We start from the raw sequence: 18,354 nt of genomic DNA, 5'->3' as shown, positions 1-18,354 counted from the left end.
GAACGACCGATTCGCGACAACCTGCTAGGCTTTCGCGATGATCGAAACCGGCCCCACTCCGTCCACCGCCCCCGCGGCCCCCACCCTCGCCAACCGTTTCCGCGGCTACCTGCCGGTCGTCGTCGACGTCGAAACCGGCGGCTTCGATTGGAACAAACACGCCTTGCTCGAGATCGCGGTGCAGCCGCTCGAACTCGATGCCGACGGCCGCCTGGTCCCGGGCCCGATGAGCAGCGCCCATGTCGTGCCCGCGCCCGGCACCTTGATCGACCCCAAGTCGCTCGAAGTGACCGGCATCGACATCGACCACCCGTTCCGCGACGCCAAGCCCGAGCGCCAGGCCCTGGAGAGCGTGTTCGCGCCGGTGCGCGAAGCGCTCAAGCGCCAAGGCTGCCAGCGCGCGATCCTGGTCGGCCACAACGCTCACTTCGATCTGAACTTCCTCAACGCCGCGGTCGCCCGCAGCGGCCATAAGCGCAATCCCTTCCACCCCTTCAGCGTGTTCGACACCGTCACCCTCGCCGGCGTCGCCTACGGCCAGACCGTGCTCGCGCGCGCGCTGCAGGCTGCCGAACTGGAATGGAACGCGCAGGACGCGCATTCGGCCGTCTACGACACCGAACGCACCGCGCAATTGTTCTGCAAGATCGTCAACGCCTGGCCGCAGCGCGGCATCGCCACGCCCTAGCGGCTCGGCCCCGAACCGCTGCGCATCGACAAGGAGTCGGCTCGTGCGCGCATCGCCGAACAACTCATCCCCTTACGTCTGGCTGCCCGGCCAGGGCCCCAATGCAGGCGCCTTACAGCGCCTGCGTGAACGCGCGACCTTGCCCAAGCAAGCGATGGGCGAAGCCTGGTTCATGGGCCACGAGCGGCGCATGTACACGGCGCTGATGCACGAAGATCCGCAACAGTGGCCGCGCAGTGAGCTGGATTCGGCGCTGTACGAACTGAGCTCGGGCCCCGCTTCGTTCGGGCCGATGCACGAATGGAGTCAGTGGTTCGCGTTCCTGTTGCCGCGTGCACTCGAACTGGTCGGGCGATTCCGAGCCGATGCCTTTTTCGATCGGCAACTTTGCGCGGCGCTCGTTACCGCGACGTTCGTCCACTGTCCCGACCCGGAACAGTGGCCGGCGGGCGTACGCCGCGACCTGCTCGACACGCTGGGCCGCGCTATGTTCGCGCCTTCGCACTGGAGCGCCTGCGGATTGGCGACGAACGCGTTCTGCTCGCCGATACAACGACTGCCCGGCCTCCACCCCGGCGAGTCGCTTCATCCCGTCGATGCGTTCTCGGCCTCGTGCACGCTGATAGCGAAGTACCTGGAACCCGAATTCATCGAGGGCTGGCTGGCGTCTGCCCTGGCCATCGACGATCCGTATTGGCGCGCAGGCTGGGTCGCCTGGCTCGCTGGCGCCGCGCCGATGCTGCTCGACGGCGCCTATCCGGATGCGCTGCCGCTCGACCGCGAACATCCGACTGCCTGGGCAAACTGCCATCTCGTGCAAGCGCCGTCTGCATTGGTCGTAGCCGGCTCTGCGCCTGCTTCATTCCTCAGCGCCGAATCCCGTCATGCCCTGGTATCGGCATTGCGCAAGCAACTCAACCACGAACGGCTGCAACGATGGGGCGCCCGCTTGACCGAAGCCGGCGCGCAACGCCCCGACTTCGAATACTTTCTGGTGGAATACCGCAACGCAGCCCAATGCGTCCTCAGCCGGTATCGACTGGACTGAACTCGCTCTTGCCGACGATGTTGCAAGCAAGCAACACGTCGAATCTGGCCGCCCGGCGCCGAACGCCGCGTTGAATGGACTGCGAGCGGCAAGGCGCCGCCACGACCGGCAGGACGCGCGGCCGCTTTCGCGCGCACATGCCGTTGCGCATGCAGGGAGGACAGGATGTTCGCTTTCGACGACGAGCAGTTTCTAGACGGTTACCGCCGGCGCTTCGGGTCGCTGCGCGACGAACTCGCGCAGGCCGTGCGTTTCCTGATCGGACGCATCGAACAGGACGCCAGCTTCAACCAGAACCCGGTGCATCGCCACCAGATCGCCTATTGCCTGGCGACGTTCAAGTGGGAAACCGCGCATACCTTGCGCCCCATCGACGAGTTCGGCGACGACGCGCGTTTCGAACGCCTGTACGGGGCGAATACGCGCGTCGGCAAGATGCTCGGCAATACCCGCGCCGGCGACGGCGCGCGTTATCACGGCCGCGGTTACGTGCAACTCACCGGCCGGGCCAACTACGAACGCGCCGGCAAGATCCTCGGCATCGATCTGATCAACCATCCCGACGAGGCCAAGAAACCCGAGGTCGCCTATGCGATCGCCATGGAAGGCATGAAGAAGGGCTGGTTCACCGGCAAGAAGCTCGACAGCTATTTCAAGCCCGGACAGCTGCCGAACTACGAGGATGCGCGACGGATCATCAACGGCCAGGACAAGGCGCAGACGATCGCCGACATCGCACGCCGGTTCGACGAACTGCTGGTCAATTCGCTGCACTGATCGCGAGGCGACGCGCACGCGGGCATCGGCGCACACCGGCGCGACAGGAGGTCGCGCCGGTGTGCGGGTGGCGGCGAGTCGCCGACCGCCGGTGCGCGGAACTCAGGCCAGCTTCAAGCCGACCAGGCCGGCGACGATCAACAGCACGCTGGCGACGCGCATCGTATTGAGCGGCTCGTTGAACAGCACGATGCCGAGAATGACCGTGCCGACCGCACCGACGCCGACCCAGACCGCATAGGCGGTGCCGACCGGCAGCGACTTCATCGCCACGCCGAGCAAGCCAAGACTGATCGCCATCGCGGCAATCGTGCCGACCGACGGCCACAAACGGGTAAAGCCTTCGGTGTATTTCAGGCCGATCGCCCAGCCCACTTCGAACAGGCCGGCGAAGAACAGCAGAATCCAAGGCATGACGATGCTCCCATGATGATGGGGCCGTCCCCGGATGAAGTAATGCGAACGGGGTCGTCCCCGTTCGCGAGCCATTATAACGAGCGCGATTCGCCGGGGCCGACCGCTGCGTTCGTGGGGTCAGCGGGGGGTTACAAAGCGACGAAAGCGCCGCGCTTGCGGGCTTTCCGCCCGGCCTGCGACGCTGGCGGACTTCGCCGCGACGACGACGCGGCTCGGAAACGGCGCGACGAAATCGGGGCATCGTCGCTGAATCTGATCGCTGCGACGCGATGGCGCGTCGCAGGACCGCGCGTCCCGGCCTGCATCAACCGCGCTGGCGCACCGCCTCGAACAAGGTCACGCCGGCGGCGACCGAAACGTTAAGGCTTTCGACGCCGCCCGCGGCGTCGCCGCCCGGCATCGGAATCTTGACCAGCTGATCGCAGGTATCGCGGGTGAGGCGACGCAGGCCATCGGCTTCGCCGCCCAACACCAGGGCGACGTTGCCGCGCAGATCGATCGAGTACAGCGAGGCGTCGGCCTCGCCGGCCAGGCCGTAGATCCACACGCCGAGCTGCTGCAGATCGCGCAACGCGCGCGCCAGGTTGGTCACCGGGATCACCGCCACGCTGTCGGCGGCGCCGGCCGACGTCTTGCGCACGGTCGCGTTGACCTGCACCGACTTGTCCTTCGGGATGATCACCGCGGTCACGCCGGCCGCCGCGGCGCTGCGCAGGCAGGCGCCGAGGTTGTGCGGGTCCTGCACGCCGTCGAGCACCAACACCAGCGCACGGCCTTCGGCGGCCTGGATCAGGCCTTCGAGTTCGTTTTCGTTCCAGGTTTTGGCCGCCGCATAACGCGCGACCACGCCCTGGTGGCGCAGATTGCCGACCACACCGTCGAGCGCCTGGGTCGCGACCCGGCGCACGTCGATGTCGGCGCGGCGCGCGGCGGTCTCGATCTCGGTCAGGCGCGGGTTCTTGGCGCCGGCCTCGATGAGGACCTCACGCACGTTTTGCGCGTCGTGTTCGATCGAGGCGGAGACGGCATTGATGCCGGCGATCCATTGTTTCTGGCTCATGGGGATTCCGTGGGGCTGAGGCTCGCGCGGCGGCGATGGGCGGCGGCGCGGTCGGGGGCGGACGGCAATTCTAAGCTACCGGGCCCGGGGTGGCCGGCGCCGGGCCGATCCGGCGGCCCGCTGCCTGCTGGCCGGAGCCTGTTCGAGGCATGGGGGCCCCTCCTTTCGCCCCCTCGAGGGCATTCCGCCCTTTCCATAGGAGGCCAGGGAGGATTTCGCTTTGGCTTTGGCCTCGACGGCTTCGCACAGCCGAAAGCAAATCCCCCGCGCTGGAGCACGATCCGAAACGGATCAACGCCGGGCACTCGCCCCCTTCGTCGAAGGGGGCTATGGACGTGCATGCTCGACGACAACGGATAACCGCGCAGGTCACCCGAACATTCCCCCCTTTGGAAAAGGGGGGCCAGGGGGGATTTCGCTTTGGCTTTGGCCTCGACGGCTTCGCCCGGCCGAAAGCGAATCCCCCGCGCTGGAGCACGATCCGAAACGGATCAACGCCGGGCGCGCGCCCCTTTATCAAAGGGAGTCATGGGCGCGCTCAACGACAACGGATAACCGCTCAGGTCACCGGAACATTCCCCCCCTTTGAAAAAGGGGGGCTAGGGGGGATTTCGCTTTGGCTTTGGCTTCGACGGCTTCGCCCGGCCGAAAGCAAATCCCCCGCGCTGAAGCGCGATGAGAAACGAACCAGCGCCGAGCGCTCGCCCCCTTCGTCGAAGGGGGCTATGAGCGGACGCCGTGAAAATCCGGTCCGGCCTGGAGGGCAGCCCCTCCTGCGCTCAATACTTCTGCTTGGTCCGCTTCGCCGGCTGTCCACGCGGCGGCGGCGGCTTGGCGCCGCGTTCCTCGACCAGGCGGAAGTCGATCTTGCGGTCTTCGACGCTGGCCTTGAGCACGACGATGCTGACCCGGTCGCCGAGGCGGAACTCGCGCGCGGTGCGTTCGCCCTTCAGCGTTTTGCGGATCGGGTCGAAGTGGTAGTAGTCGTGCGGCAGCTGGGTCACGTGGACCAGGCCGTTGACCTTGGATTCGTCGAGTTCGATGAACAAGCCGAAGCTGGTCACGCCGCTGATCGTGCCCTCGAACTCGCCGCCGACGTGCTGCTCCATCCACGCGGCGCGGTAACGCTCGTCGACCTCGCGCTCGGCCTCGTCGGCACGGCGCTCGCGTTCGGAGCATTGCAGCGCCAGCGCGGTCATCTGCCGCGGCGAATACACGAAGGTCGCCGGCTGCGCGCCGCCGAGCGCGTGCTTGATCGCTCGATGCACCAGCAGGTCCGGATAACGGCGGATCGGCGAGGTGAAGTGGGCATAGGCCGTCAAGGCCAGGCCGAAGTGGCCGACGTTCTCCGGCGCGTACACCGCCAGGCTTTGGCTACGCAGCAACACCGATTCGATCAAGGCCGCATCGGGGCGTTCGCGGATCTTCTTCAGCAACTGGGTGAAATCGCGCGGCTCGACCTGCTTCCAGGCCGGCATGCGCAGCGCGAACTCCTTGAGGAACTCCTGCAGGTCGGCGTACTTCTGTTCCGGCGGACGGTCGTGGATGCGGAACGGCGCCGGCACCTGCTGCGCGATCAGGAATTTCGCCGCCTCGACGTTGGCCGCGATCATGCATTCCTCGATCAGCTTGTGCGCGTCGTTGCGCTGAAGCATGCCGGCCTGCACCACTTCGCCGCTCTTGCCGAGGACGAAACGCACTTCGCTGGACTCGAACTCGATCGCACCGCGCTTCTGCCGCGCTTTCAGCAGCACCTGGAACAACTGGTGCAGGCGCTCGATATGCGGCAGCAGCGAGCCGATCTGCTCGCGCGCTTCGGTTTGCGCTTCCTCGGGGACGTCGCCGACCGCATTCCAGACCTGGGTATAGGTCAGACGCGCATGCGAGTTCATCACCGCTTCGTAGAACTTCGACTGGGTCACTTCGCCGTCGCGGCCGATCTGCATGTCGCAGACGAAACACAGGCGGTCGACCTTGGGATTAAGCGAGCAGATGCCGTTCGACAAGGTCTCCGGCAGCATCGGCACGACGAAGCCGGGGAAATACACCGAGGTCGCGCGCTTCTGCGCTTCGTCGTCGAGCGGCGTGCCGGGACGCACGTAATGCGAGACGTCGGCGATGGCGACCACGAGGCGGAAGCCGTCGCGGTTGCTTTCGCAATACACCGCGTCGTCGAAGTCCTTGGCGTCCTCGCCGTCGATGGTGACCAGCGGCATCGCGCGCAGGTCGACGCGCTGCGCGGCGACGGAGGCCTCGACGGTCAGCGGCACCGCGGCGGCTTCGTCGAGGGTTTCCTGCGGGAACACATCGGGAATCTCGTGGCCGTGGATCGCCGCCTGCACCGCCAGCGAGGCGGTGAGCTTGTCGCCGAGCACCGCGAGCACGCGGCCGATCGGCGGGCGCTTCGGGTCCGGCGCCTGCAGCAGTTCGCATACGACCAGTTGGCCGTTCTGCGCCTGCATGCGCGCGTCCGGCGGAATCTGCACGTTGCGCTGGATGCGGCGGTCGTCGGGCACGACGTAGCTGATGCCCGACTCGACGGTGAAACGGCCGATCAGACGGTTGATGCGGCGTTCGAGCACTTCGACGATGGCGCCTTCGCGGCGGCCGCGGCGGTCGACACCGGTGACGCTGACCAGCACGCGATCGCCGTGCATGGCCTTGCGCATCTCGAACGGCGGCAGGAACAGGTCGTCGCCGCCGGCCTCCGGGCGCAAGAAGCCGAAGCCATCGGGATTGGCGATCACCACGCCCGGAATCAGGTCCATCTGCGCCGCCGGAGCGAACTCGCCCTTGCGGTTCTGGATCAACTGGCCGTCGCGCAGCATCGCGCCGAGGCGCTTGCCGAGCGCATCGACGCGGTCGGGCTCGGTCAGTTGCAGGCGCTCGGCCAGCGCTTCGGCGCGCATCGGCCCGTCGGCGGCGACCAGGGTCTGCAGGATCAGTTCGCGGCTGGCGATCGGCTGCGCATAGCGCGAGGCTTCGCGGTCGGCGTAGGGATCGTGATAGGCCGGAGTGCGGGCCGGACCGGAAGCGCTCTTGGCCTGCGGGCCTTTGGGCGGGCCGTGCTGGAGATTCTCGGGCAGCCAGGCCGGGCGAGGCGCGGTGGTCTTGCGGCTGCGGGGGCCGGCGCTCTGAGCGGCGCCGCCAGGGGTCTTGCGGGAGGGGGTTTTGCCACCGGTCGGACCGGTCTTGTTGCTTTTCGTCTTTTTTGTCATGCCGGTATGGTCTCACATCGCCATGAACAGGGTGCCTGCCGTGGCTTTCCGGCAGCCCGCTCCCGACGTGCGGTCGTTCGCTCCCTGCCCGCTGCAGGCCACCGCGCGATTCGCAGGCAGGCCTGCGCTACGCACCGCATGCACGAGCGTCGGGGCGGCGAAGCTCGGCGGCGGCACGCGCCGCAGCTGAACGAGAAAACCGCTGTTTTCATGCTGCTGCGCACACCGGCACGGGCCCGCGTCACGTTCCGGCTAGCGTCGAGTTGCCACGCAGCGCACAAATAATCCGCGCGTTCGCAAAGCCCGCGCCTTGTACTTCAAGCGCTTCGGCGAAGCCGGAAAGACCGCACAAAACCGCATTCCGGGCAGCCGTAGGGTCCGGGCGTCCCCGCTGCGGCGGCGGACCGGCGGCACCGCCGTCCCCTCCCTATGGCACTCAAGGAATCGCACGATGATCCGCAAGAACGCGCTTTGCCTGGCGCTCGTCGCCGGGCTGTCCAGTTTCTCGATGCATGCCGCTACCCGTTCCAACGCCGCCGAGATGGATTCGGCGCCGGTCACCGAAGCGCCGTCGGCCGGCGCGATGGGCGCCGCCGACTTCGCCGTCGCCGCCAAGGCATCGACGCCGCGCTTGTTCAGCCTGGGCCGGCCGACCAGCCTGGATGTTTCGGCGCTGAAAGACCGCCGCGTCCGTCAGGACAAGAACGGCGAACCGCTCGAAATAGGTTTTGCCCGCAACATCGCCCGCAGCGCGGTCGATCTGAACACCCTCGCCTGGCAGCCGCTCGCCGACGGCTCGCGCGCAGCGCGCTTCGAGGTGTCCTCCAACGGCGCGGTCGCATTGCGTGCCGGGCTTTCGCTGCGCGGCGCCGGCGCGGCCTCGGCGACGCTGCATTTCGCCGGCAACGACGGCCGTGTGTTCGAACAGAGCGGCGCCGATTTCGCCGGCAGCGCATTGGGTTGGTCGCCGGTGGTCGCGGGCGACACCGTCGTGGTCGAACTGGTCCTGCCCAAGGGCGTGCGCACGAATGCGCTGAGCCTGAAGATCCCGCAGCTCTCGCACCTGGACGTCAGCCCGGTGGCGAGCGAACGCGAGCTCCAGGCCAAAATCGGCGAAAGCGATTATTGCGAAAAGGACATCGTCTGCCGCACCAGCCCGCCCTCGGGCTTCGTCTCCACAGCAAAGTCGGTCGCGCGCATGACCTTCACCAGCGGCGGCGGCACTTACCTGTGCACCGGCACCCTGCTCAACAACAACCACTCGCCGAAAAAGCGTCTGTTCTGGACCGCCGCGCACTGCATCAGCAACCAGACCGTCGCCAATTCGCTGCAAACGTATTGGTTCTACGACGTCACCACCTGCAACGGCTCGACCGTCAATCCGGCCTATACCACGCTCAGCGGCGGCGCCTACCTACGTCATGCCAACACCACCCGCGACACCGCCCTGCTCGAACTCAAGACCGCGCCGCCGTCGGGCGCGGTGTACGCGGGTTGGTCGAGTGCGGCGATCGGCGCCACCGGCACTGCGATCGAAGGCATCCACCACCCGGCCGGCGACGTCAAGAAGTACTCGCTGGGCTCGGTGACCGGGCTGTCGACCTCGATCGACGGCAAGTCGCCGCTGTATCGCGTGGTCTGGAACACCGGCGTCACCGAAGGCGGTTCGTCGGGCTCGGGCCTGTTCACCGTGACCGGCACCGGCGGCTACCAGCTGCGTGGCGGCCTGTACGGCGGCTATTCCTACTGCAGCGCGCCGCGCGACCCGGATTACTACTCGCGTTTCTCGGACATCTATTCGAGCGTGTCGAGCTATTTCAATCCCTGAGTGCGGTAACGATTGCGATCCGGAATTCCCGGCTGCATCGCAAAAAAACGGCCGCTGCGTGGGCAGCGGCCGTTTTCGTGTTCGCGAGGCGCTCTGGCTCCTGGGTAGGAGCGACGTCCCACAGGGATTTCCTGCGGTCACGAGTCGCGACCGCACAGCTTCGGGCGAGGACGCGGTCGCGGCTTGCGCCGCTCCTACCCTTAAAACCGAGCCGACGCTTCGAGAACGGCGCCTTGGCTGCTGGGTAGGAGCGACGTCCCACAGGGATTTCCTGCGGTCACGAGTCGCGACCGCGCAGCTTCGGGCGAGGACGTGGTCGCGGCTTGCGCCGCTCCTACCCTCTAAGCCGAAGCCGGCGCATCGCTCGGCAAGGCAACGCAATCAATGCCAAGGCATCTCGCCCTTGGCGACCTTCGCGCTGATCTCCAACGACAGGTCGCCGCCCAGGTCGGGGTAACGCTTCTTCATCGCCGCGATCAAGGCCTTCGAGTCGGTCGCCTTCGCGGCTTCTTCGTCGAAGGCGCGGATGTAGCCGGCGCTGAAACGCACCGCTTCGAGGTTCTGCGCCGCAGCTTCGGCAAAATGCCCCGGAATCACCACATCCGGCTTGAGGTCCTCGATGCTCTTGAGCGTGGCCAGCCAGGCCTGGTGCGATTGCGGGGTCTGGGTGTCGGCCATGAACAGGTGTTCGCCTGCCACCACCGGCACGCCACCGGCGACGGTGCGGATCGACGGAATCCAGACGTAGCTGCGATCCGGCGTCGCGCCGTCAAGACCGACGATCTGCAGCGACTGGCCCTCCAGTTCGATGCGATCGCCTGCGAGCGGCTGCGGCACGACGATGCGCTTGGGCGCGTTCGCGCCGAGCTTCGGGCCCCAGTAGGCGAACTTGCCTTCCTGGGTGCTGCGAATGTGTTCGACCGTCTGCGGCGTGGCGACGATCTTGGCCTCGGGGAAGGCGTCGCGCAGCGTGTCCAGGCCGAAATAGAAATCCGGATCGCCGTGGCTGATGTAGATCGTGGTCAGGCGCTTGCCCGAGGCCTTGACTAGGTCGACGAGCTTGCGCGCGTCGGCGGCGGCGAACTGCGCGTCGATCAACACCGCATCGCGCTCGCCGCTCACCAAAACCGAACTGACCTCGAAGATGCCCTGCTTGCCCGGGTTGTAGACCTCGGTCTTGAGGGGAGCCACGGCCGGCTCGGCCGGCGTTGCCGGAACGGCGGCCGAGGGCGCTGCCGACGATTCGGCCGGCGCGGATTCGTGGCGGCCGCAGGCGGCCAGCGCCAGGCTCAGGCAAGCCGCCGAGATGGCCAGGAACAGGCGGTGGTTGTAGACGGGGTGCTTGGACATGGAGGCTTCCTCGAGGGGAGATCTGAACGACGGCGGTGACGGATTCCGGCCCGGCGGCCAGGGTGCGGCGCGCCGGGCGCAGAGCGCGTGATGGCTCGGCCAGGCGGCCCAGGCCGTCCCAGCGCGATATGGCCAGGATAGTTGCCTGGAACAGAGCGAAAAACCGCGTATAAGTCGACTGTCTTTTGCATATTCCGAGCTAATCGAATGGACCGTATGACCGCCATCGCCGTCTTCGTCGAGATCGCCGAACGCGGCAGCCTGACCGCCGCGGCCGAGGCCCTGGACATGTCGCGGGCCATGGTCACGCGCTATCTGGCCGAGCTGGAACGTTGGCTGGGCGTGCGCGTGCTGCACCGGACAACGCGGCGGATCGGCCTGACCGGCGCCGGCGAGACCGCCCTGGCCCGCTTCCGGCAAATGCTCGAAATCGGCGACGACCTGCGCCTCGCCCTGGCCGCCGACGACGCCGAACCGCACGGGCAGATCCGCATCACCGCCTCGATGTCGTTCGGCGCGAGCCATCTCGCCGCCGCGGTCGCCGACTACGTCGCGCGCCATCCGCAGACGCGCATCGACATGGTGCTGGGCGAGCGCGCGGTCAATCTGGTCGAGGAGCGCATCGACCTGGCGATCCGCATCGCGCGCGAACTCGACCCCAACCTGATCGCACGCCGGCTCAGCGTCTGCCGCTCGGTGCTGTGCGCCGCGCCGGCCTATCTGGCGCAACGTGGGCGGCCGCAACGCATCGAAGACTTGAGCGCGCACAACTGCCTGACCCATCACCACGTCGGCCGCAGCCTGTGGGAGTTCCGCCATCGCGGCGAGCCGTGCAGCGTCGCGGTCGGCGGCACCATCAGCGCCAACGAAGCCACGGTGCTGGTCGCCGCGGCCCGCGCCGGCGCCGGCATCGCGCCGTTGCCGACCTATCAGGCCCTGGAATGGGTGCGTACCGGCGAACTCGAAATCGTCCTGCCGGACTACGAACTGCCGCCGATGGGCATCCATGGCGTCTATGCCTCGCGTCGGCAGATGCCGGCGCTGGTGCGCAGCTTCCTGGACTTCCTGGTCGAACGCTTCGGCGACGAGCCCTATTGGGATCGCGCCTGAGCCGTTCGTCCGAACCTTTAAAATCAATATTGAAGGTTAGACGGAATCGGCCTAATCTCGGGCGAACCGCAAGGACCCCGCATGCGCCTCGAACACCACGCCTTCCAGCCCGCCGACCTGGTCGGCGGCGACCCGGTACTCGACCTGGTCAATACCGTCACCGCGCGCGACAGCGAGCCGCGCGATTGGCTCGACGACTACGCTGCGTTGCTGCGTTGGGCGCGGCAGACCTCGTGCTTCTCGCGCACCGACCTCAATGCACTCGAAACACTGCAAGGCGAGGCGCCGGCCAAGGCCGCCGCAGCGCTGACGCGCTGCAAGGCCTTGCGCGAAGCCTTGTGCAACGCGCTGTACGCACTCGCCGACGGCAAGGCGCCCGGCAATGCCGATCTCGACGTCATCGACCAGGCCCGTCTGGCCGCATCGAAAGCCGCGCGCCTGGTGTCGCGGCGCTCGCGCCTGCAAACCGAGTGGTCGCCGGAACGCTCTGGGCTCGACTTGATCGCGCATGTGATCACCGCCTATGCCATCGAGTTGCTCAAGGACGCCCGCCTCGATCGCCTGCGCGTCTGCGACGGCCACGATTGCGGCTGGGTATTCGTCGATACCTCCAAGAACGGCCGCCGCCGCTGGTGCGACATGGCCACCTGCGGCAACGTCGCCAAGGCACGGCGCTTTCAGCAGCGCGTCCGCGACGGCGATTGAGCGCAAATCGAACCCGACCGCCCACCGCGCGAGCACAGCCATGGCCCTGCACCGAGCGTCGTCCGTTTCGCCCCTGTTGCGTTCGCTCGCGCCCTGCTTGCTGTCGATCGCCGGCTGCGCCGATGCGGGCACGCCGAATCCGACCGGCGCCGCATTGCGCTGGACGCCGCCGGCCATCGCCAGCGATCAATACGAATCCTCGCCGACCTTTTCGCCCGACGGCCGCGAGCTCTATTTCATGCGCAGCGACCGCCAGTTCGGCAACTGGCGGATCCTGCATTCGCGTTGCGGCCGCGACGGTTGGTCGACGCCGCAGGCGCCGTCGTTCGCCGCCGCATCCGCCGCCGATGCCGATCCCTTCCTGAGCGCCGACGGCCGACGCCTGTATTTCGTCTCGACCCGCCACGACCCCACCGGCGAGGATCTCGACATCTATTACGTCGAGCGCGGCGCCGACGGTGCCTGGGGCGCGGCGCAGCGCCTGCCCGAGCCGGTCAACTCCAAGGCCTCGGAATTGCTGCCGCGCGCGGCCGCCGACGGCCGGCTGTACTTCGGCTCCAGCCGCGACGGCGGGCACGGCAAGAACGACCTCTACCTGGCCACGCCGCAGGCCGACGGCAGTTGGCGCGTGCACAACCTCGGCGCGCCGCTGAGCACGGCCGCCGACGAATACGAAGCCGACATCGCCCGCGACGGCCGCAGCCTGGTCGCGGTGATCGATCGCGGCGACCGCTCGCATCTGTACCGATTCGAGCGGGGCGAAGACGGTTGGCGCGAAAGCGGACGCATCGCCGCGCGCAGCGACGTGTTCCAGGTCGGCCCGCTGCTGTCGCCGCGCGGCGACCGGCTGCTGTTCGCCCAGGCCGATGGCGAGCGCTCGGGCGAGTTGTTCCTGATCGATCTCGTCGCCAAACCCGACCTGAGTTGGCCGCCGCGGTGTCCGTGAGCGGTTGGAGCCAGCTCTTAAGTTACTGGTAACCAGGAATTAGTAAGAAGCGAGAAGTGATGTCAGCAGGACGCTTACGCGCTGCTGACGCTGTCCTCGCCGGCCGGTTCGACCGGCTTGGCTCCGACGCGCGGCTTGGGCGTGACCAACGGGGTCTGCTGCATGTTGCCGTACAGCAGCGACACGCCGGCACGGACGCCGCCGACCAGTTCCAGCTCGAAGCGCTCGGCGTCGCGATGGCGGATCTCGGCCACGACCTCGGCGGCTTCGTCCTGCGGCACGCCGAGTTCGACCAGGGCCGCTTCGCCGAAGCGCATCGCCGACTCGAAGGTCTCGCGCACCTGCAGATCGACGCCGGCATGCACCAGCTCCAATGCGTGTTCGCGGTCGAAACTGCGCGCCAGCAGCCGCGCCTGCGGGAACTCGTGGCGGATCAATTGGGCGGTGACCGTGGCCGCGGCGCGGTCGTCGATGCAGATCGCGATCAACTGGGCGGTGTCCGCACCCGAGGCGTGCAGCACGTCGAGGCGGGTGCCGTCGCCGTAATAGACCTTGAAACCGAAAGTCTGCGCGCTCTGGATCATCTCCACGTCGGTGTCGATGATCGACACCTCGACGCCGCGCGCGAGCAAGGATTGGCAGACCACCTGGCCGAAGCGGCCGAAGCCGATCAGCAGCACGCTGCCGCCGAGGCCGTTGGGCTCGTCGATCCCTTCCAGCGACAGCGCGGTCTTCGGCGCCAGCCGGCGCAAGGCGATGATCGCGATCGGCGTCAGCGCCATCGACAGCACCACGATCGCGGTCAGGTTGGCGCCGACGGTGGCGTCGATCAGGCCGGCGCTGGCCGCGGCGGAGAACAGCACGAAGGCGAATTCGCCGCCCTGCGCCATCAGCACCGCGCGGTCCAGGGCTTCGGTGTGGCAGGCCTTGAGCAGCCGCGCGACGATGTAGATGCACACCGCCTTGACGATCATCAGCGCGACCACGCCGCCGACGATCAGCGGCCAGTTCGCCGCGACCACGATCAGGTCCAGCGACATGCCGACGCTGAGGAAGAACAGGCCCAGCAGGATGCCGCGGAAGGGCTCGACATCGGCTTCGAGCTGATGGCGGAAGGTCGATTCCGACAACAGTACGCCGGCCAGGAACGCCCCCATCGCCATCGACAGGCCGCCGACCTGCATCAGTAACGCCGCGCCCAGCACCACCAGCAAGGCCGCCGCGGTCATGACCTCGCGCGCCTTGGCCGCGGCGAGCACGCGGAACAGCGGGTTCAACAACCAGATGCCGGCCGCCAGCAGGGCCGCCAGCGACGCCAGGGCGATGCCGATGTCGAGCCAGCGCGAACGCGCGGCGCCGTCGGCGGCCAGATCGGCGGGCGCCATCAAGGCGACCAAGGCGAGCAGCGGCACGATCAGCAGGTCCTCGAACAACAGGATCGAGACGATGCGCTGCCCGCGCGGCAAGGCCAGGTCGCCGCGTTCGCCAAGGATCTGCATGACGATCGCGGTCGAGGTCAGCACGAAACCCATCGCGCCGATGAAGGCGACCACCGGCGGGAAACCGAACAACAGGCCGACCCCGGTCATCGCCGCCGAACACAGCAGGATCTGCGCGGTGCCCAGGCCGAAGATCTCGCGGCGCAGGCTCCACAGATGCGAAGGCCGCATCTCCAGGCCGATCAGGAACAGGAACATGACCACGCCGAGTTCGGCGACGTGCAGGATCGCCTGCGAGTCGGCGAAGAAGCCGAGCCCGAACGGACCGATCGCCAGGCCCGCGGCCAGATAGCCGAGCACCGAGCCCAAGCCGATGCGCTTGAAGATCGGCACCGCGATCACGCCGGCGGCCAGCAGCACCACCACCTTGACCAGTTCGCTGCCCTGCGCTTCGGCTGCCATCGCCCGTCTCCCCTTCTCGACTCACTTCGTATTCGGATGCACGGCCGCCGCTTCGGGCCGGCTCGCTCTATTCGGATGCACGCCGTCCCTTCCGGCCGGCTCACTCTATTCGGATGCGCGGCCGTCCCTTCGGGCCGGTTCACTCTATTCGGATACGCGGCCGTCCCTTCGGGCCGGTTCACTCTATTCGGATGCGCGGCCGTCCCTTCGGGCCGGCCTGGACACAGCCTAGCAGGCGCGCCGCGCGCGGCTTGCGGGCAGGCGCCCGCGGCGTTGCTATGATCGCGCCTCGCAACTCCCTTCTAAGGACCGGACCATGCTTCGCCGTGCGGCTGCGCTCGCCCTAGTTCTTTGCTGCGGCATGCTCTGCGGCGGTACGGCCCAGGCATTGAGCCCGGGTACGGGTACGACCAGCCTCGACGGTCTGCGTATCGTGTTGAGCTGGAACGCGACCGAGGCCGACCTCGACTCGCACCTCAGCTATCCGGACCACCACGTCTATTTCGAGCGCAAGACCAGTGACGACGCGCGCCTGGACGTAGACGACGGCGCCCGCAAGAGCCCGGAAACCATGACCCTGCTGCGCAAGCAGGCCGGTTACGGCTACACCTATGCGGTGCACGATTTCGGCAACCGCAGCCGCCCCGAGGCCAATGCGCTCTCGCGCAGCGGCGCCCGGGTCTCGCTGTATCTGGGCGAGCAATTGATGCGCAGCTACCCGGTGCCGCAGAACCGTCCCGGCAACCTGTGGCGGGTGTTCCGCATCGACGGCGAAGGCCGCTTCCAGGACATCGACCGGATCGATGCCAGCACCGCGCAGGCCGAACGCATAGACACCGAACTCGACCGGCTCGACGGTGCCGGCGACGATGCCGGCGGCGACGAGATCGAGGCCGGCCTGGCCGGCCCGGCCGCCCATGCCAACCAACGCGGCGAAGCGGCGTACCGCGCCGGCAATCTCGAAGGCGCGGTCGCGCTGTACCAGCAGTCGATCGAGCTCGACCCCGATTACGCCCTGGCCTACAGCAATCTGGGCCTGGCCTACGTCAAACTCGGCCGCAGCGCCGAGGCGATCTGGGCCTCGCGCAAGGCCATCGCCCTCGCCCGCGGCGCCAACGCCACCACGATCCGCGCCGGCGCCTACTACAACATCGGCAAACTGTTCGAGGAAGCCGGCCGCTACGACGAAGCCATGTCGAACTATCTCTCGGCCAAGCGCGAGCAAACCCACCCGACCTACGACAAGGCGATCGAACGGGTACGCGGGCTTTGATGCGCTCCCTCGCCGCCACGAACCAGCCGATGAAATCCCCGCTGAAATCGCCGCTTGGATCACTATTGGCCTGGATCTTATTGGCTTGGAGCGCGCTGGGTCTCGCCCCGATGGCCCAGGCGGCCGGACCGTCCGCGGTCGCCAGCGCCGATCGCGCCACCTGGCCGCAAGCCTTGAACACACCGGCCGCGTTCGACCGCGCCTCGCGCGCCGAGATCCTCGCCTTCGCCCATGAGCTGGCGGCCAGCGAAACTCTCGACGAGGCCGCCCTGCTCGCCCGCCTCAAGCTCAAGCAGATCGATCGCGCCTCGCTCGACAAGATCCGTGCGCGCTTCTGGCAGCGGCTGAGCGCGAACTATCGGCTGGCCTCGCGCTCGTGCACGCCGCGCGAAGCGTTCTGTGCCGCAGCCGACGACGCCGCGGCCTTGCGCCGCCTCGCCGAGGCCTTCGACGCCGCGCCCGACCGCAGCTACGCGGCATGGCGCGCCGATGCCGCACGCTTCCATCGCATCTACCTCGACGAGACCCTGCGCCTGGCGGCCTTGTTTCCGCGGGTCAGCAGCGAGATCGACACCTATTCCGCGGCCGAACTCGACGGCAACGAGTTGCGCGACCGCCAGTTCCTGCTGAGCTTCGACGACGGCCCGACCGCGGCCGGCGGCAACACCGACCGTCTGTTGGCGACCTTGCGCCAGGCCGGGCTCGACGCGACCTTCTTCGTCGTCGGCGAATCGCTGCAACGGCGGCTGGGCGCCGCCCCGGCGCGACCGACCGATCTGTACGCCGGCATGTGCGTCGCCTCGCACGGCTGGGAACACCAGTCGCATGCGCGTTGGCCGCAGTGGCAGGACTCGGTGATCCGCAGCGACGCCTTGGTGCGGGCCGCGGCCGGTTCGGCCTACGTGCCGCTGTTCCGGCCGCCGTACGGCCAACGCCGCGCCGACAGCGGGCCGTTCTTCGCCCAGCAAGGCCTGCGCGTGGCCTTGTGGAGCATCGACTCGCAGGACTGGAACGCCAAGGTCTCGGCCATGGAGGTGCAAGGCCGCTTGCTCAGCCTGATGCTGCTGTGGCGCCACGGCACGATCCTGTTCCACGACGTCCACGACAAGGCGCGCGTCGCTCTGCCGGGGCTGCTGCAACAGACCCGCGGCGCCGGCCTGCATTGGCTCGACTGCAAGGACTATCCGGGCCGCGGCTGAATCCGGCGCACGCGCTTCGTCCGCGCCCGACGGGGTTTCGTCGGACCGTGGCGGCCTTCGTCGCAAATCCGTCCACGACCGGTTAACGCCGCAAACCGCCTGTGCCACATTCTCGCCCCGGCGCCGCCCGTCGCGGCGCCGTCCGCACAGTCTCGGCCTGCGCGCGACGCATGTTCTCGGGGGAACATGTTCCCGGAGAACAGGTCCGCGCAGAGCCGGCCGGCGGGCTCTTACTCACGTCATCCAAGGAAGATTCGACAATGTTCAAGACTTATCGGATTCCGGCGCTCGCCGCCGGCTTGCTCTCGCTCGCCCTGCCTTTGACCGCACTCGCGTCCGACCCGCCGAGCATCTCGGAAAACCAGTCCGCCTGCGCCGGCAAATACTCGGCCAAGCTCAAGCTGGTGTTCGACCACAGCGGCAGCGCCGCCAGCGCGCACGCCGAAGCCAGCCTGGTGCGCAATCCCTTCGCCCAGGGTTCGGTGCCGTATCCGAACTATTTCGTCGCCCAGAGCGTGGTGATGAGCCGCAACTCGGCGAACCCCAACTGGATCAGCGATGTGCAGGACACCGAGATCTACGGCGCCTACTCCACCACGCCGGTGACCAGCGGCACCACCGTGTTCAAGGCCCCGGGCTGCGAACTGGTCGCGGCCGCGACCGTCAACGTGCAATGCCCGAACGGCACCTGGGAATACAAAAACCTCGAACGCCGTTGGCCGGGTTGCGGGCAGTAACACAGGCTCGGCCAACGTGATCGCCATTGCGATCGGCAGAGACAGCGATCGCATCCATCCGAGTCGATGAAATCTTATCGGGCCTCGCAGTGCGAGG

15 protein-coding genes are annotated in these 18,354 nt (G+C 67.7%); 10 read left to right on the top strand and 5 right to left on the bottom strand.

The annotated features are described in order from the left end of the window. Positions 1 to 37 precede the first annotated feature (37 nt). From rnt to ACKN61_RS09425, 3 genes are all read left to right on the top strand, one after another. The gene (rnt, locus tag ACKN61_RS09435; RefSeq protein WP_031370463.1) at positions 38 to 688 is read left to right on the top strand and encodes a ribonuclease T; all 651 of its coding nucleotides are present in this window, start codon (positions 38 to 40) and stop codon (positions 686 to 688) included. A gap of 43 nt (positions 689 to 731) precedes the next feature. Continuing rightward, positions 732 to 1,736 (top strand): hypothetical protein, encoded by a 1,005-nt coding sequence (locus ACKN61_RS09430; protein ID WP_408953258.1) that lies wholly within the window; start codon positions 732 to 734, stop codon positions 1,734 to 1,736. A 165-nt stretch (positions 1,737 to 1,901) separates the two neighbouring features. Continuing rightward, complete coding sequence (locus ACKN61_RS09425; RefSeq protein WP_408953257.1) at positions 1,902 to 2,513, top strand: glycoside hydrolase family 19 protein; 612 nt, start codon at positions 1,902 to 1,904, stop codon at positions 2,511 to 2,513. 102 nt (positions 2,514 to 2,615) lie between these two features. Here ACKN61_RS09425 and sugE read toward each other — a convergent pair whose 3' ends face one another. The 3 genes from sugE to rnr all read right to left on the bottom strand — a co-directional run bounded on the left by sugE (position 2,616) and on the right by rnr (position 7,208). After that, a complete protein-coding gene (gene sugE / locus ACKN61_RS09420) occupies positions 2,616 to 2,927 on the bottom strand; it encodes a quaternary ammonium compound efflux SMR transporter SugE (protein ID WP_031370460.1) in 312 nt (103 codons plus the stop codon). A 307-nt stretch (positions 2,928 to 3,234) separates the two neighbouring features. Then, positions 3,235 to 3,990, bottom strand: a complete 756-nt coding sequence (gene rlmB / locus ACKN61_RS09415) for a 23S rRNA (guanosine(2251)-2'-O)-methyltransferase RlmB (RefSeq protein ID WP_031370459.1) — start codon at positions 3,988 to 3,990, stop codon at positions 3,235 to 3,237. A 779-nt stretch (positions 3,991 to 4,769) separates the two neighbouring features. Continuing rightward, positions 4,770 to 7,208, bottom strand: a complete 2,439-nt coding sequence (gene rnr / locus ACKN61_RS09410; protein ID WP_408953256.1) for a ribonuclease R — start codon at positions 7,206 to 7,208, stop codon at positions 4,770 to 4,772. 451 nt (positions 7,209 to 7,659) lie between these two features. On the opposite strand from rnr, the gene ACKN61_RS09405 reads away from it, so the two are divergent. Next, positions 7,660 to 9,036, top strand: coding sequence for a trypsin-like serine peptidase (locus ACKN61_RS09405; RefSeq protein WP_408953255.1), 1,377 nt, complete (start codon positions 7,660 to 7,662; stop codon positions 9,034 to 9,036). Between the two features lie 381 nt (positions 9,037 to 9,417). On the opposite strand, the gene ACKN61_RS09400 is transcribed toward ACKN61_RS09405, so the two are convergent. Continuing rightward, positions 9,418 to 10,344: an MBL fold metallo-hydrolase gene (locus ACKN61_RS09400; RefSeq protein ID WP_408953782.1), complete on the bottom strand. Its 927-nt coding sequence runs from the start codon at positions 10,342 to 10,344 to the stop codon at positions 9,418 to 9,420. Between the two features lie 258 nt (positions 10,345 to 10,602). Here ACKN61_RS09400 and ACKN61_RS09395 point away from each other — a divergent pair, with 258 nt between their 5' ends. From ACKN61_RS09395 to ACKN61_RS09385, 3 genes are all read left to right on the top strand, one after another. Next, on the top strand, positions 10,603 to 11,496 hold the full coding sequence (locus ACKN61_RS09395) for a LysR family transcriptional regulator (protein ID WP_408953254.1): 894 nt from the start codon (positions 10,603 to 10,605) through the stop codon (positions 11,494 to 11,496). Positions 11,497 to 11,577: 81 nt separating this feature from the next. Beyond that, positions 11,578 to 12,201: a CGNR zinc finger domain-containing protein gene (locus ACKN61_RS09390; RefSeq protein WP_408953253.1), complete on the top strand. Its 624-nt coding sequence runs from the start codon at positions 11,578 to 11,580 to the stop codon at positions 12,199 to 12,201. 40 nt (positions 12,202 to 12,241) lie between these two features. Then, positions 12,242 to 13,147, top strand: coding sequence for a hypothetical protein (locus tag ACKN61_RS09385; RefSeq protein ID WP_408953252.1), 906 nt, complete (start codon positions 12,242 to 12,244; stop codon positions 13,145 to 13,147). Between the two features lie 74 nt (positions 13,148 to 13,221). On the opposite strand, the gene ACKN61_RS09380 is transcribed toward ACKN61_RS09385, so the two are convergent. Next, entirely contained in the window at positions 13,222 to 15,048 is a 1,827-nt protein-coding gene (locus tag ACKN61_RS09380; protein WP_408953251.1) for a monovalent cation:proton antiporter-2 (CPA2) family protein, read from the bottom strand. Positions 15,049 to 15,364: 316 nt separating this feature from the next. On the opposite strand from ACKN61_RS09380, the gene ACKN61_RS09375 reads away from it, so the two are divergent. The 3 genes from ACKN61_RS09375 to ACKN61_RS09365 all read left to right on the top strand — a co-directional run bounded on the left by ACKN61_RS09375 (position 15,365) and on the right by ACKN61_RS09365 (position 18,257). Next, complete coding sequence (locus ACKN61_RS09375) at positions 15,365 to 16,321, top strand: tetratricopeptide repeat protein (RefSeq protein WP_408953250.1); 957 nt, start codon at positions 15,365 to 15,367, stop codon at positions 16,319 to 16,321. 29 nt (positions 16,322 to 16,350) lie between these two features. Continuing rightward, complete coding sequence (locus tag ACKN61_RS09370) at positions 16,351 to 17,520, top strand: polysaccharide deacetylase family protein (protein ID WP_408953249.1); 1,170 nt, start codon at positions 16,351 to 16,353, stop codon at positions 17,518 to 17,520. A gap of 260 nt (positions 17,521 to 17,780) precedes the next feature. Next, on the top strand, positions 17,781 to 18,257 hold the full coding sequence (locus ACKN61_RS09365) for a hypothetical protein (protein ID WP_408953248.1): 477 nt from the start codon (positions 17,781 to 17,783) through the stop codon (positions 18,255 to 18,257). Positions 18,258 to 18,354 lie beyond the last annotated feature (97 nt).

It is taken from the genome of Lysobacter sp. Hz25 (genome assembly GCF_046097045.1).
GTDB classification, from domain to species: domain Bacteria; phylum Pseudomonadota; class Gammaproteobacteria; order Xanthomonadales; family Xanthomonadaceae; genus Lysobacter; species Lysobacter antibioticus_B.
Note: the sequence above shows the minus strand (reverse complement) of the source record. Positions and strands in the feature narration are given on the sequence as shown.

What these genes read in the sequence shown, in the direction of transcription:
- ACKN61_RS09380 (WP_408953251.1), bottom strand. Translation starts at nt 15,048, where the DNA reads ATGGCAGCCGAAGCGCAGGGCAGCGAACTGGTCAAGGTGGTGGTGCTG.
- ACKN61_RS09425 (WP_408953257.1), top strand. Translation starts at nt 1,902, where the DNA reads ATGTTCGCTTTCGACGACGAGCAGTTTCTAGACGGTTACCGCCGGCGC.
- ACKN61_RS09390 (WP_408953253.1), top strand. Translation starts at nt 11,578, where the DNA reads ATGCGCCTCGAACACCACGCCTTCCAGCCCGCCGACCTGGTCGGCGGC.
- ACKN61_RS09375 (WP_408953250.1), top strand. Translation starts at nt 15,365, where the DNA reads ATGCTTCGCCGTGCGGCTGCGCTCGCCCTAGTTCTTTGCTGCGGCATG.
- rnt (WP_031370463.1), top strand. Translation starts at nt 38, where the DNA reads ATGATCGAAACCGGCCCCACTCCGTCCACCGCCCCCGCGGCCCCCACC.
- rnr (WP_408953256.1), bottom strand. Translation starts at nt 7,208, where the DNA reads ATGACAAAAAAGACGAAAAGCAACAAGACCGGTCCGACCGGTGGCAAA.
- sugE (WP_031370460.1), bottom strand. Translation starts at nt 2,927, where the DNA reads ATGCCTTGGATTCTGCTGTTCTTCGCCGGCCTGTTCGAAGTGGGCTGG.
- ACKN61_RS09370 (WP_408953249.1), top strand. Translation starts at nt 16,351, where the DNA reads ATGAAATCCCCGCTGAAATCGCCGCTTGGATCACTATTGGCCTGGATC.
- rlmB (WP_031370459.1), bottom strand. Translation starts at nt 3,990, where the DNA reads ATGAGCCAGAAACAATGGATCGCCGGCATCAATGCCGTCTCCGCCTCG.
- ACKN61_RS09385 (WP_408953252.1), top strand. Translation starts at nt 12,242, where the DNA reads ATGGCCCTGCACCGAGCGTCGTCCGTTTCGCCCCTGTTGCGTTCGCTC.
- ACKN61_RS09405 (WP_408953255.1), top strand. Translation starts at nt 7,660, where the DNA reads ATGATCCGCAAGAACGCGCTTTGCCTGGCGCTCGTCGCCGGGCTGTCC.
- ACKN61_RS09365 (WP_408953248.1), top strand. Translation starts at nt 17,781, where the DNA reads ATGTTCAAGACTTATCGGATTCCGGCGCTCGCCGCCGGCTTGCTCTCG.
- ACKN61_RS09395 (WP_408953254.1), top strand. Translation starts at nt 10,603, where the DNA reads ATGACCGCCATCGCCGTCTTCGTCGAGATCGCCGAACGCGGCAGCCTG.